This window comes from Halorussus sp. MSC15.2 (assembly GCF_010747475.1).
Classification (GTDB): Archaea; Halobacteriota; Halobacteria; order Halobacteriales; family Haladaptataceae; genus Halorussus.
This window is the reverse complement of record NZ_VSLZ01000002.1, coordinates 757,714-771,496: the sequence shown is the minus strand read 5'-3', so window position 1 is coordinate 771,496 and position 13,783 is coordinate 757,714. Positions and strand designations below refer to the sequence as shown.

At 66.8% G+C, this 13,783-nt stretch carries 12 protein-coding genes and 1 pseudogene; 11 read left to right on the top strand and 2 right to left on the bottom strand.

From position 1 onward, the window contains the following. Nucleotides 1-220: 220 nt before the first annotated feature. The 3 genes and pseudogenes from FXF75_RS11025 to FXF75_RS11015 all read left to right on the top strand — a co-directional run bounded on the left by FXF75_RS11025 (nt 221) and on the right by FXF75_RS11015 (nt 2,841). The gene (locus tag FXF75_RS11025) at nt 221-1,489 is read left to right on the top strand and encodes a cation:proton antiporter (protein WP_163521909.1); all 1,269 of its coding nucleotides are present in this window, start codon (nt 221-223) and stop codon (nt 1,487-1,489) included. 12 nt (nt 1,490-1,501) lie between these two features. Beyond that, nucleotides 1,502-2,187, top strand: a pseudogene (locus FXF75_RS23480) (MinD/ParA family protein). A gap of 27 nt (nt 2,188-2,214) precedes the next feature. Next, nucleotides 2,215-2,841 (top strand): transcriptional regulator, encoded by a 627-nt coding sequence (locus FXF75_RS11015; protein WP_163521908.1) that lies wholly within the window; start codon nt 2,215-2,217, stop codon nt 2,839-2,841. An 89-nt stretch (nt 2,842-2,930) separates the two neighbouring features. Here the strand turns inward: FXF75_RS11015 and FXF75_RS11010 are convergent, their stop codons facing one another. Continuing rightward, nucleotides 2,931-3,467: a hypothetical protein gene (locus FXF75_RS11010; RefSeq protein ID WP_163521907.1), complete on the bottom strand. Its 537-nt coding sequence runs from the start codon at nt 3,465-3,467 to the stop codon at nt 2,931-2,933. Nucleotides 3,468-3,592: 125 nt separating this feature from the next. Between FXF75_RS11010 and FXF75_RS11005 the strand changes: the two genes are divergently transcribed. Continuing rightward, a complete protein-coding gene (locus FXF75_RS11005; protein ID WP_163521906.1) occupies nt 3,593-4,333 on the top strand; it encodes a DUF6293 family protein in 741 nt (246 codons plus the stop codon). 583 nt (nt 4,334-4,916) lie between these two features. On the opposite strand, the gene FXF75_RS11000 is transcribed toward FXF75_RS11005, so the two are convergent. Beyond that, the gene (locus FXF75_RS11000; protein ID WP_163521905.1) at nt 4,917-5,867 is read right to left on the bottom strand and encodes a peptidylprolyl isomerase; all 951 of its coding nucleotides are present in this window, start codon (nt 5,865-5,867) and stop codon (nt 4,917-4,919) included. A gap of 194 nt (nt 5,868-6,061) precedes the next feature. Here FXF75_RS11000 and FXF75_RS10995 point away from each other — a divergent pair, with 194 nt between their 5' ends. The 7 genes from FXF75_RS10995 (at nt 6,062) to FXF75_RS10965 (ending at nt 13,783) form a co-directional block, all read left to right on the top strand. Next, complete coding sequence (locus FXF75_RS10995; RefSeq protein WP_163521904.1) at nt 6,062-6,241, top strand: HVO_2753 family zinc finger protein; 180 nt, start codon at nt 6,062-6,064, stop codon at nt 6,239-6,241. A 2-nt stretch (nt 6,242-6,243) separates the two neighbouring features. Next, nucleotides 6,244-6,510 carry an elongation factor 1-beta gene (locus FXF75_RS10990; RefSeq protein WP_163521903.1) on the top strand — a complete coding sequence of 89 codons (267 nt, stop codon included), beginning with the start codon at nt 6,244-6,246 and terminating at the stop codon, nt 6,508-6,510. Nucleotides 6,511-7,034: 524 nt separating this feature from the next. Continuing rightward, entirely contained in the window at nt 7,035-8,396 is a 1,362-nt protein-coding gene (locus tag FXF75_RS10985; RefSeq protein WP_163521902.1) for a diaminobutyrate--2-oxoglutarate transaminase, read from the top strand. Continuing rightward, on the top strand, nt 8,393-9,883 hold the full coding sequence (locus FXF75_RS10980) for an aspartate aminotransferase family protein (protein ID WP_163521901.1): 1,491 nt from the start codon (nt 8,393-8,395) through the stop codon (nt 9,881-9,883). Before FXF75_RS10985 ends, FXF75_RS10980 begins: the two co-directional genes overlap by 4 nt. Then, nucleotides 9,880-11,718 carry an IucA/IucC family siderophore biosynthesis protein gene (locus FXF75_RS10975; RefSeq protein WP_163521900.1) on the top strand — a complete coding sequence of 613 codons (1,839 nt, stop codon included), beginning with the start codon at nt 9,880-9,882 and terminating at the stop codon, nt 11,716-11,718. The genes FXF75_RS10980 and FXF75_RS10975 overlap by 4 nt, the downstream gene beginning before the upstream one ends. Beyond that, nucleotides 11,715-12,302, top strand: a complete 588-nt coding sequence (locus FXF75_RS10970; RefSeq protein WP_163521899.1) for a GNAT family N-acetyltransferase — start codon at nt 11,715-11,717, stop codon at nt 12,300-12,302. The genes FXF75_RS10975 and FXF75_RS10970 overlap by 4 nt, the downstream gene beginning before the upstream one ends. Continuing rightward, nucleotides 12,299-13,783 (top strand): lysine N(6)-hydroxylase/L-ornithine N(5)-oxygenase family protein, encoded by a 1,485-nt coding sequence (locus FXF75_RS10965; protein ID WP_163521898.1) that lies wholly within the window; start codon nt 12,299-12,301, stop codon nt 13,781-13,783. Before FXF75_RS10970 ends, FXF75_RS10965 begins: the two co-directional genes overlap by 4 nt.

Genomic DNA, 13,783 nt, shown 5'->3' with positions numbered 1-13,783 from the left:
AAATCGCCGCCAGCCGATTTATACGTTCGTCCGTGTTCACGATTCGAGACGATGAGTGCTATCGAGGGTGGTTTCGATGGACGAGCGGGAGTCGTCGGGAGACGGGCGGGAAGCATCGGTAGGCGGGCGACTGGAATCCCGATTTTCGGAGAGAATCGGGATTGCTCGACACGCTCGAAACGCCACCTCGTAGAACCGGCGGCAGGGCCGAACTGAGACGATGGTAGCGCTGTACCGCTGGTTGTTCGCCGCAGGGGTGCTGATTCTGCTGTTGGGACTCCTACAGAAGTGGTTCGAGCAGAAGTGGTATCTCACGGAACCGCTGACGGCCGTCGCGTTGGGCGTGGCGCTCGGTCCGGCGGGGGTCCAACTGCTCGGCCTCCCTCCGGCGGCCGATTCACCCCGCGTACTGACGCAGGTAACGCGGGTGACGCTCGCCGTCGCCGACATGGGTGTCGCACTGCGACTCCCGCGGGGGTATCCCGTCGAACACTGGCGGTCGCTCGCGGTCATCCTCGGTGCCGGGATGGTGCTGATGGCGCTGGTAAGCGGTCTACTCGTGTGGGGTCTGTTGGGCGTCTCGTTCTGGGTCGCGATGCTCGTCGGAGCCACTGTCACCTCGACAGACCCCATCGTCGCCACTACGATAGTCACGGGACCGGTGGCGGAGAAGAACATCCCGGCGCGCGTCCGTCACTTCATCTCGGCCGAGTCCGGGGCCAACGACGGTGCCGTGTACCCGCTCGTCCTCCTCCCGATACTGATGCTCACCCGGCCGACGGGCGAGGCGCTGGCGCGCTGGGCAACGTACGTCGTCGGATGGCAAGTCGTCGGGGCCGTCGCCCTCGGGGCGGCGCTCGGGTTCTCGGCCGCGCGACTGTTTCAGTGGGCCGACCTCGCCGATATCGTCGAAGACCGGGGGTTCGTGGCGTACACCCTCGCGCTCACCTTCGCCGTACTGGGTGCGGCACGACTGCTGAGCATGGACGGCATCTTGGCGTCGTTCGTCGCGGGAATCGCCTACCGGATGGCCCCCGGCACCCAACAGCCTTCGAAGGAGAAGAACGTCCAGAAAGCGATGACGAAGTTCTTCGTCCTCCCGACCTTCGTCCTCTTCGGCGTCGCGATTCCGTGGGGCGGGTGGCTGACCCTCGGTTGGCGCGGCGTACTGCTCGCCGTACTGGTCCTCCTCCTCCGTCGGCCGCCGGTCGTGGTGGCGCTGGCCGGCGGACTCTCGCCCCTTCGCACGCGGAAGGACGTCGGGTTCACGGCGTGGTTCGGACCGATAGGCATCTCGACGCTGTTCTACGTGATGTTCGCCGTCCAGCGGACCGGCCTGCGCCGGATTTGGCCCGTCGTCTCGCTGCTGGTGTTCGCCTCGCTGCTGGCCCACGGACTCTCGGCAACGCCCCTGTCCCGTCAGATGCCGCCGGACACGGCGTCGGACCGCGGACGGGACCGTCCCAAAGGTTCAAATCCGAGAGGGTGACGAACCGCGGGTATGTTAGCCGTCGCCGGAGGGAAGGGCGGAGCCGGGAAGACGACCACCACGCTCGGACTCGCGGCCGCGCTCGTCCGCCAGCGCAGGAGCGTCCTCGCGGCCGACGCGGACCGGGAGATGCCCGACCTCCACGCGATGGCCGGGGTGGCCCGCGACCCGGGTCTCGACGTCGTGGCCGCGGGGTGGCCGCCGCGAATGGTCGCGGGAATCGCAGACGAACCCGTGCCCGGCGTCGGGGTGATTCCCGCCGAGACCGGTCCGCCGACCGCGGACCGAACTCCCTCCCCGACAGGGACGCCGCTCGCGCGCCTCCGCGGATGCGCCGACGCCGCCCTCTTCGACTGTCCGGCGGGGGCGGGACCGGACGCCGTCGCGCCGCTCCGGACCGCCGACGCGCGGTGGTCGTGACCACCGCCGAACCCGCCTGTCTGCGCGACGCCGCCAAGACCGCCGCGATGGCTCGCGAACTCGACACGCCGGTCGTGGGCGCGGTCGTTTCGCGGGCCGACGACCCGCCGGACGGGGTCGGTCGTCTACTCGACGCTCCGGTCCTCGGCGTCGTACCGGAAGTTGAAATCGGACCATCAGTGACCGGCGACGCATCGGGAGGAAAACCGCTGTCGAGCGGGCGGGTGCGCGCCGCTCACGACGGTATCGTGTCAGCACTCCAGCCCAAATACTTATGAAACAACGTTCCGTAATCGTGCAAATACGTGTCACGGCGTCTTTCGACGGGTATCGAGGTGTTAGATAGGAAACTCGACGGCGGACTGCCGAGGGGGAGTATCGTCTCGCTGTCGGCACCACCTGCGAGTCAGGCGGAGTTGTTGCTCTACGAGTTCACCTCTGCCCGCCAGACGCTCTATCTCTCGACCGACCGCGACGAGACCGCCGTAACCAAAGCGCTGGAGCGCACCCCCGGACACACCGGGTCGCCCGATGTGCGCCACGTCCCGGGCGACGCCCCGCTGGACCACTCCCAGCGCCTCTTTCGTCGTCTCCCGGAGGACTCGAACCTCGTCATCGACCCGGTAGACCTGCTGGAGAAACGCGACGAGGGTCGCTACCGAAACTTTCTCAACGACCTCCAGAACCACCTCCACAACACCGAAGGCGTCGCGATTCTGCACTGCCTCGACGGCCGGTCGGTGCCCGACACCCGAGACGTGACCGAGCACGTCGCCGACGTGGTGTTCCAGTTGCACACCGAGTACTCGGGCGACACCGTCGAGACCCGCCTCGCCGTGCCGAAGTTCCGCGGCGGCCGGGCGCTCCCAGAGACCATCAAACTCGAACTCGCGGAGTCGGTGCGCATCGACACGAGTCGCGACATCGCGTAGCAGGTCGATGCTCACTCGCTCCGCCGTGCGTTCGTCAGATACGGGTGTTCGAGGCGCAGTAGCCGGTGTCCGAACGGGTGCAATGGCCGTCAATTCGTGTACGTGCTCTCCCACTCGCGGTCGATGACCTCGTCGTACCACGCACAGTCGATGCAGTCGGCCAGCGAGTAGCCGCGGTGTTCTGCGAACCGTTCGAGGACGCACAGCATCCGCGCCGCGGCGGTCCGCTCGGCGGCGCCGCCGACTCGGTCCTCGTCGAGGCGGATGCCTTGGCGCTGCTTCAACACGGACCGCTCGAACTCGCCGCGCGCGGCCGTCCACTCCCGGAAGAACTCGTCGTGTACTGGCTCGCGGTCTCGGGCGGTCTCGTAGGCAGACCGGAGGTCGAGGTCCCGCCGCGCGCAGACGTCTGCCAAGTAGACGAGCACGTCGCCGACGGCGTCCAGTTCCTCCTCGTCCGGCGCTGCGTCGAGATTGAGCGCGTCTGCCAGTTCACCCGCTTCCTCTCCGGTCCCGAGAAGCGGATTCACGTCGGGTTGGTCGCCGAAGTTCGCTTCGCTCCAGTCGCTGACCTCCTTCTGCAGTCGTCCGAGGAGCGAGGCTGTGTCGCCTGTCCGCGTAGTCATACTGTGCTGCTGACGTGACAGGAGCGTATAACTGTCGAAGCGTCCCCGCTCCGGGTGGCCGTGCTTCGAACGACCGCGATGCCGAGAACTTAAGCCCGACGCACGCGGCCATCGACCTGTCACCCATGCAGACGATAGACGAGGTCCACATCGCCCCGCTCGGGTTCGAGTACGACCGCATCGTCGGTCCTGTTCGCAGGCACAACGTCGACGTACTCTACCTCCTCGAACACGACGACCCCGGAAGCGGGCCGGAGTTCCACGACGACTTGCGGTCGGAGTTGGACGACCTCGGGGTCTCGGTCCGGACTCGGAGCGTGGACGTGTTCGACATCTACGACGTGCTAGGTGTCGTGACCACGTTGACGGCCGACCATGCCGACGACATCGTTCGCGTGAACGTCTCCAGCGGGTCGAAACTCTCGGCGGTCGGCGCGGCCATCGCGTGCATGGCGACCGACGCCACCGCGTACTACGTCCACCCCGAGGAGTATCCCGACCGCGAACGACTCCGGAGTCACGGCTACGAGGACGACGAAGTCCTCCCGTCCTACCCCATCGAGTCGCCGACGACGGACCAAGTCGCGGTCATGGACTTCCTCGCGGACGCGAACACCGAGACCTACACCGTGAAGAAGAAGGACCTCATCGAGTACGCCGAGGAACAGGAACTCGCGTTCATCGCCGACAACGACCCCGCGAACGACAAGGCCAAGTTCGCGCTCCTGAACGCGAACGTCGTCGACCCGCTGCTCGAAGACGGTTACGTCGAAATCGAGGACGTCGGCCGCCGCAAGCAGGTACTCCTCACCGAGACCGGCGCGGACGCTCTCCGCGCGTTCCGGCACAAAGTTCGGGACCTCTAAGCCCGCCTTCTGCCTTCGACGCGTTTCGTGCTGGCCGTCGGTTCCGATAGTATGGATTGTTTCTATACTATCCTTTGTTAGCGTAGTATCGATAGTATCCTAATAGAGTTGAATACGGCCGACGGTGTAGACAGAAGTGGAGGTCGTAACCGACCTCCCCAAACTAAGCCACCCGTCCCCCGACCTTCCGCCCTCTCGACTATTCAGGTCGCCCTGCGGTCCCCGTCAGGTCTCTCACGGCCTTCGTTCGCCCTCCCTCGCGCGGCACCGTCTGCGATACCGCCCGCGGTTTGGTCCCCGCTGGCGCTACCGCTCTCGTTCGGCCCATCGAGCGCAGAGTCGTTCAGTCCCCCGAGATTCGCTCGGCCCTCCGCCCCGCTGGCGGTCGGCCCTCCCCTCGAAAGAGTCGATTCTCTTCCGGTCGAACGTTCGGCCTTCCGGTCGCCGAATCACTCCTCGCTTCTCCCATCGGCCGTTCCGTATGGGCTAGTTCGCGCGTTCGGGACTTTCTGTGAGTTAGGACTGGTGGAGCGGTCGAGACGCGACGCTATCGGCAAAAAAGAAGACAGGAACGGGAAGGGGATTACTCCTCGGTCGCTTCGGCGTCGCCTTCGAGTTCCTCGACGATTTCTTCCTCGTCCACGTCGGCGTCTTCGAGCGCTTCTTCGAGGTCGGCGCCGCCCATGCCGCCGCCCATCATGCCGCCCATCGGACCCATGCCGCCGCCCTCGATGGTCTCCTGCACGATGACGCGGTCGAGGTCCAGTTGGTCCATGACGTTCTGGGCAATCTGCTGCTTCTGGAACATCCACTGCTGGTTCATCGCCAGTTGCGGGGTACTCTCGATGTAGAGGGTCTCCTTCTCGACCGTCTCGGTTTCGGTCTCGGGTTCACCCTCTTCGTCGTCGGATTCGACGACCGTCTCCTCTTCGACCTCGTCGGTCTGAATCCACATGTCGAGGTCCGCGTCGATGTACATCGAGATGAGACCCTGCGCCTGCTCGACGCGGTCGTCGACCTCGCCGACGATTTCGTAGTCGTACTCGATGTCCTCGCCCGCGAGCGGGTGGTTGAAGTCCACGCGAGCGCGGCCGCCGATGATGGTCTCGACGTGACCGTGCTGGCCATCCACGTCGACGTGTGCGCCGGGGTAGCGCTCGTCTTCGGGAATCTTGTTGGCGCTGACGGTCTTGACCTCGTTGGCGTCGTACTCGCCGAACGCCTCCTCGGCGGGGATGGTCGTGCTGCCGGAGTGACCGACTTCCTCGCCGATGATGGCCTCTTCGACGCTCTCGAAGATGTGACCTTCGCCGAGGACGATGACGCGCGGTTCGAACTCGCGCTCCTCCTCGTCGAGACCCTCTTCCTCGGCGACCTCGGGGTCGGTCGTGTCTACGATGTTGCCGTCCTCTACGGTGCGCGCAGTGTAGTCCAGACGGACGAAGTCGCCTCGCTGGAGTCCCTCGGTAGTCTCGTCTTCGACGTCGGTTTGTTCCTCGTCGTCGGCCACGTCGGCCTCTTGTTCTTCACTCATACCCGAAACGTCGCTCGTTCGCCCCTTAAGAATCACGTTTCGCGTTTCTGACCGACTATCGGAGTAAATCGGGGGAGAACCACCGGCAGGGAGTGGGTCGCGCCGGGACGTAGCGGCCGCACTCGGCCGAACGCCGGTCGGCCGGCGGACGTGCTATCGAAACGGTTTAAAGTCGCGCACGGGAATGAGAGGGTATGAGTCAGTCCAAACAGACGCAGGCGCGACGGTGCGTCTCCTGTGGGATAAACATCTCCGGGACGAACGCGGCGTCGTTCAAGTGCCCCGACTGCGGGCAGCAGATTTACCGCTGCGCCAAGTGCCGCAAGCAGAGCAACCTCTACGAGTGCCCCGACTGCGGGTTTATGGGACCGTAACCATGGGAAAGGTAGCTGCTAAAATCAAGGTCATGCCGCAAAGCCCCGAAATCGACCTCGACGAACTGCAGGAGACGCTCGAGGATTCGCTTCCCGAGGGAGCCAAAATCAACGGCTTCGAGCGCGACGACGTCGCGTTCGGACTCGTCGCCCTGCTGCCGACGGTCATCGTCCCGGACGACACGGGCGGGACCGAGGCCGTCGAGGAGAACTTCTCGAACGTCGAGGGCGTCGAGAGCGTGGAAGTCGAGAACGTCGGCCGGATATAAGCGAACTCCCGTTTTGCGGATTTTGTAACCGTCCCGCCAGCGATTTCTACGCGGTCACGATGCGGGTGCTCGTCGAGCAGGCCCCTCGGTCTCCGCTACGTCGTAACGAGGACGCCGACGAACTCCGTGAGCGACACGGCAGGTCCGTTCGCACAATCGAACCTCCGTAGCAACCAGTGTTTTCGCAGTCCTCGGCCCCGATATTTAAAGGGGGAGCAGTCACCTCTCTGCGCGCGTCGTTCCGTCTTTCCAAACGACTCGTCAGTTGAATCAGTGACGTCCGCGGGATTCCCAAAGTGAAGCCGTGAATGCACGGAATTCGGAGACTCGCTCACGCCGCGACGCTGTGTCCCAACGACTCTCCGACGACAGTCAGATTTTAGGCCCACCTAAAATACATATACCTGAACGGAGGGAAATACTTTTCAATTTTTAGGTCGGCCTAAAACTCGTGATGCGACCAACCGCGTCCCGAGACGGACAGACGACGTACCGACCACCGACCGTCGGGGAGTTGGTCTGAGATGGACTACTCCGGCGCGTCGAACGACAGACTGCTCGATAGACAGGCCGAGCGAGAGTCGGGAGCGCGGAGCTACCCGCGATACCTCCCGATGGCGATACGAGAGGCACGCGGCGTCGAAGTCACCGACGCCGACGGCAACACCTACTACGACTGCCTCGCCGGGGCGGGCACGCTCCACCTCGGTCACAACCATCCGGTCGTGGTCGAGGCCATCGAAGACGCGATGGCGGCCGACCGGCCGATGCACACCCTCGACATCACGACGCCCGTCAAGGAGGCGTTCGTGGACACCCTCTTCGACAGCCTCCCCGACGAGTTCGCCGAGTCGGCCAAGATTCAGTTCTGTAGTCCCGCGGGCACCGACGCCGTCGAGGCCGCCCTGAAACTCACCAAGACCGCGACCGGCAACCGCTCGGTCCTCTCGTTCCGCGGCGGTTACCACGGGATGACCCACGGGTCGCTCGGCCTGATGGGCGACACCGACCCCAAGGAGACGATTCCCGGGACGATGGGGAACGTCCACCACTTGCCGTACCCCTACCCGTACCGCTGTCCCTTCGGCGTCGGCGAGGACGGTCACGAGGTCGCCAGCGAGTACGTCGAGCGCCTGCTCGACGACCCGGAGCGCGGCTTCACGGACCCGGCGGCGATGGTCCTCGAACCGACGCAGGGCGAGGGCGGGTCCGTCGCCCCGCCCGCCGAGTGGCTTCGGGAGATGCGCCGAATCACCCGCGAACACGACGTGCCCCTCGTCGTGGACGAAATCCAGTCGGGACTCGGCCGGACCGGCGAACTCTACGACTTCGAGCGGGCCGACATCACGCCCGACGTGGTGACGCTCTCGAAAGCGGTCGGCGGCGGGCTTCCGCTCGCGGTGACGCTCTACGACGAGGAGTTGGACGAGTGGGAGTCGGGTGCCCACACCGGCACCTTCAGGGGCAACCAGTTGGCGATGGCCGCCGGGAGAGCGACCATCGAGTACATCGTGGACAACGACCTGCCGAGTCACGCCGAGCGGATGGGCGAGCGCCTGCGCGACCACCTCGACGCCGCGGCCGACCGGTTCGACGCGGTCGGCGACGTTCGGGGCCGGGGACTGATGCTCGGGGCCGAGATGGTGGACGCCGCGGCCGACCCCGACGCCCTCGGCGCGCGTCCGCCCGACGCCGACCTCGCGGAGACCGTCCAGACGGCGTGTTTCGAGCGCGGGCTAATCGTGGAACTCGGCGGCCGCGAGGGAGCGACCGTCCGGTTCTTACCCCCGCTAGTCGTCTCGAAGGAGCAGGTCGAGGACGTCGGTCGAATCTTCCGCGAGGCGGTCGAAGCCGCCGTCTCCGAAACCGCCGACGGGTCGCCATGACGGACGCCGACAGCCTGTTCCTCGGCACCGAGTCCGGGAACGACGCCTATCGGGAGGCCGTCGAGCGGGCCAGCGCCGCGGTCGTCGAGGCGGTCTCCGAGAGCGCGACGCCCTACTCGGGGGCATCTCCGACGGACCTCGACGACCGGTTCGGCGCGGTCGAGTGCCTCCCCGACGAGGGCCAACCCCTCGCCGAGACCGTCGAAGAAGTGGGCGAGGGAATCCTGTCGCACTCGGTCGGCGTCGCGGACCCGAGTTGCGTCGCACACCTCCACTGCCCGCCGCTGGTGCCCGCGCTCGCGGCCGAGACCGCTATCGCCGCCACGAACCAGTCGCTCGACTCGTGGGACCAGAGTCCCGCCGCCACCCACGTCGAACGCCGGATGGTGGACCGCCTCTGCGACCTGTTCGGCTACGGTCCCGACGGCGACGGCGTGTTCACCAGCGGCGGCACCCAGTCGAACTTCGAGGCCCTCCTGCTGGCCCGCAACTGGTTCGCCCGCGAACGGTTCGGTCGCCGCGTCGAGGAGACCGGCCTGCCGCACAAGGCCAAAGCGATGCGCATCCTCTGTTCGGAGGCGGCCCACTTCACCGCGAAGCAGGCCGCCGCCCACCTCGGTCTCGGCGAGAACGCGGTCGTGACAGTCCCGACCGACGGCGACCATCGGATGGACACCACGGCGCTCGACGCGACCCTCGCCGACCTCCGGAAGCGCGAGCGCGAACCGTTCGCGCTCGTCGGGACCGCGGGCACGACCGACTTCGGCAGCATCGACCCGCTCGACGAACTGGCCGACCGGGCCGAGCGACACGACCTCTGGTTCCACGTGGACGCGGCCTACGGCGGGGCGCTCGCGCTCTCGGAGACCCACCGCGAGAAACTGGACGGAATCCAGCGCGCCGACTCGCTGTCGGTGGACTTCCACAAACTGTTCTACCAGCCCATCAGTTGCGGAGCGCTCCTCCTCCGGGACGGCGACCGATTCGACCTCGTCGAGCGGTCGGCGGCGTACCTCAACCCCGAGGACGCCGACCTCGCCGCGCCGAACTTGGTCTCGAAGTCGGTCCAGACCACCCGGCGGTTCGACGCTCTCAAGCCCTACGTCACGTTCCGGACGCTCGGCCGGGAACGACTCGCCGAACTGGTCGATTCCACGCTCACCCTCGCCGACGAGGCGGCCGCTCTGCTGGCCGACGCGCCCGACTTCGAGGTACTCAACGACCCGACGCTCAACGCGGTCGTCTTCCGGTATCGCCCCGGGAGCGTCGGCGACGAGGAGGTCGGCCCGCTCAACGCCGCGGTCCGAGCGGCGCTGCTGCGGAACGGGGACGCCGTGGTCGGGCGCACCGAGGTCCGTGGGACGACCGCCCTGAAGTTCACCCTGCTGAACCCGAAGACGACCGTCGAACGTGTCGCCGACGTGCTCGACGCCGTCAGGAATCGCGCGCGAACCATCGCGGTCGCAGACAGACAACTCCGACGATGAATCCGACAGCAATCGCAGAGTCCGCCACGGTGCACAGCTTCCTCAACTGCTACCTCCGGGAGACCGGCGACTACGAGGTCGTGGACGCCGCGGACACGCCCGCGCCGACCCGCGGCCGCGAGCGCGTCGTTCGCGCTCCCCTGCCTGAGCAGGGAATCACTCTGTTCGTCCCGCTACGGTATCGGTCGCCGACCGACCGACACCTGTTCGACCTGCCGGGCTACTACCGACGCGGCGACCGGACGCTCGAACTCGATTACGTCACGCTGGCGTCGCTCGTGACCGAGGAACTCTCGCTGGCCCGCGACGACGCCGGGAACCGCGACGAACTCCTCCTGCGGGTCATTCGGAGTTGCAAGAACGTCGCCCGGTTCGTGGAGGCCCGGCGCGACGATACCGACCGACTCTACGGCTTCGACACGACGTTCCGCGAGGCCGAGCAGTCGCTGGTGTTCGGCCACCTCCTGCATCCGACGCCGAAGAGTCGGCAAGGCATCCCGCCCCACGAGTCGCCGACCTACGCCCCCGAGTTGGAGGGGTCGTTCTCGCTCCACTACTTCCGGGCCGACCCCGACCTCGTCTGGCAGGACTCGGCGCTCGGCGCGACCGCCGAAGTCGATGCCGGGAGCGCCGACGCCGCGAGCGAGTGGGTGAAGTCGGCGCTCCGCGAGGACCCCGCGGTGCCCGAGTCGTTCGTCGCCGCCCACGTCGAGAGCGACGACGTGCTGATTCCGGTCCACCCGTGGCAGGCCGACTACCTGCTCGAACAGGACCACGTGCAGGCGCATCTGGGGGACGGACTGGAGTCGCTGGGCCGTGTCGGCCGGGAGTTCTACCCGACGAGTTCGGTCCGGACGCTCTACGCGCCCGACGCCCCGTTCATGGTCAAGGGGTCGCTCAACGTCCGGATTACTAACTCCGAGCGCACCAACAAGCGGCCGGAACTCGACCGCGGGGTCGCCGTCGCGGAACTGCTGGACACCGAACTCGGCGACGACCTCCGCGAGCGGTTCCCCGACTTCCACGTCGTGCGCGACCCGGCCTCGCTGACGCTGACGGTCGGCGAGGGTGCCGAGTCCGGGTTCGAGGTCGTCCTGCGCGAGAACGCCTTCCGGGGCGCGGACGCCGAGAACGCAGGTCCGGTGGTCGCGCTCTGCCAGGACCGCATCGCGGGCGACGGGTCGCGGTTGGGCGAGATAATCGAGACCCTCGCCGAGCGCGAGGGGCGCTCGACCGAGGCGGTCAGTCGGGACTGGTTCCGTCGGTATCTCGAACGCTCGCTCCGGCCGATTCTGTGGCTCTACCTCGAACGCGGGGTCGGCGTCGAGGCCCACCAGCAGAATAGCGTCCTCGCGCTCGCGGACGGCTACCCGGACGAGTTCTACTACCGGGACAACCAGGGCTACTACTTCCCCGAGTCCCAGTACGACGACGTGGACGCTCTGCTCCCCGGCGTGGGCGAGCGCGCCGACACCGTCTGTCCCGACGCGGTCGCCGACGAGCGAATCCGGTACTACGTCGTGCTCAACAACCTGTTCGGCGTCGTTAACGCGTTCGGGACCGCGGGGCTGGCCGACGAACGCGACCTGCTCGGGATTCTGCGCGAGGAGTTGGAGCGCTGCCGGCGGTTCGACCGCGAGTCGTCGTCGCTGTTGGACGGCCTGCTCGAAGACGCGACCCTGCCGTGCAAGGCGAACCTGCTCACGCGGTTCCACGACATGGACGAACTGGTCGGCTCGCTGGAGAACCAGTCGGTGTACGCCGACGTGACCAACCCGCTCGTGACCGAGACCCAGCGCGGCTCTGCGACCGAGTCGGAGGTGAGTGGGCGATGACCGGGGCCGGTGGCGTCGTCGCCGCGCAGTACGACTTCCAGACGTACGACGACGAGATACGCAAGACGGTCTCGTTCCGGCAGGCCGAGATGGCCGACCTCGGGATGCTCCACGCGTGGCTCAACGAGGACCACGTCCTGCCCTACTGGCAGTTGGACGACCCGCTCCCGGTGTTCCGCGACGCCTTGGCCGAGAAGTTGGCCGACGACCACCTGACGCCCTACGTCGGCCACCTCGACCACGTGCCGATGAGCTACTGGGAGTGCTACTGGGCGGCGGACGACCCCGTCGCGGCCCACTACGACGCCGACGCCGCGGACCGAGGCGTCCACCTGCTCGTCGGACCGCCCGAGTATCTCGGGCAGGGTTACGCCGAACCCCTCCTCCGCGCGGTCGTCGAGATGCAGTTCCGGCACGGCGAGACCGAGCGCGTGGTGGCCGAACCCGACGTGCGAAACGAAATCGTCCATCACGTCTTCGAGCAGTGCGGTTTCGAACCCCGGCGCGAAATCGAGATGGACGAGAAGACGGCGCTGCTGATGGTCTGCGAGCGCGACCGGTTCGAGCGGGAGGTGTCTGCATGAGCCGGATTCGAGACGTTATCGGCGTCGGACTCGGCCCGTTCAACCTCGGACTCGCGGCGCTCCTCGACGGGGCGAACGCCGAGGTAGACGCGCTCTTCCTCGAACAGGACGACGAGTTCGCGTGGCACGAGGGGATGCTGATAGAGGGGACCACGCTGGAAGTCCCGTTCCTCGCGGACCTCGTGACGATGGCGGACCCGACCAACCCTCACAGCTACCTCAACTACCTCCGGGAGCGCGACCGCCTCTACGAGTTCTACTTCTACGAGACGTTCCAGATTCCCCGCCGGGAGTACGACGACTACCTCCGGTGGGTCGCCGAACGCCTCGGGACCTGCCGGTTCGGTCGCCGGGTCGAGAGCGTGGCGTGGGTGGAAAGCGATGGAGGCGGCGAGCGGGGGAGTGAAGGGGCGATGGACGGCCGTAGAGGCGGCGAAGATGGAACCGACGGCCACTTCGTCGTGACCGCGCAGAATCCCGCGACCGGCGAGGAACGGACCTATCGCGCCCGGAACCTCGCGCTCGGCGTCGGGAGTCGCCCCTTCGTCCCCGAGGACCTGCGGGGCCACCCCGAGAACGACGTGTTCCACACCGCCGAGTACCGGTTCCGACGCGACCGGTGTCTCGACGCCGACTCGATTACGGTGGTCGGGTCGGGCCAGAGCGCGGCCGAGGTGTTCCACGACCTGCTGGACCGCCAATCGGACGCCGACTACCGTCTCGACTGGCTCACGCGGTCGGAGGGGTTCTTCCCGATGGAGTACTCAAAGCTCGGCCTACAGCACTTCACGCCCGAGTACGTCGAGTACTTCTACGACCTCCCCGACGACCGAAAGGACGAGATTCGGGCTGAGCAGGACCTGCTCTACAAGGGAATCGACCCCGAGACCAGCGCCGCCGTCTACGACCTGCTGTACGAGCGGTCGGTCGGTGACCGGGACCCGGACGTTGGACTGTTCGCCATGACCGAGGTCGAGGACATCGACGCTATCGACGCGGGCGAGGCGAGCGAACCGGGCGCGAACTACCGACTCGACTGCCGTCAGTGGCAGACCGACGAGTCGTTCGTCCACGAGAGCGACGTGGTGATTCTCGGGACGGGCTACCACCGACCGGTCCCCGAGTTCCTCGCCCCCATCGAGGACCGAATCGGCTGGGACGAGAAGGGTCGGTATCGAGTCACGGAGGACCACCGCCTCGTCCTCGACGACGTGGCTGGCGACGTGTTCGTCCAGAACGGCGACCTCCACAGCCACGGCGTCGGCGCGCCGGACCTCGGACTGGGGTGCTACCGTAACTCCCGCATCGTGAATCGATTGGTCGGTCGGGAGGTCTACCCCGAGGACGCCGACACGGTGTATCAGGACTTCGCGGTCGAACAGTTCGTGAACCGGCGCGGCCGCGGTCGGCGCGACGCGGACACCGGCCGCGAGGGTGCGAGGGCAAGGGACCCCGAGTCCGCCGCCCCGGAGGGCGAGTGA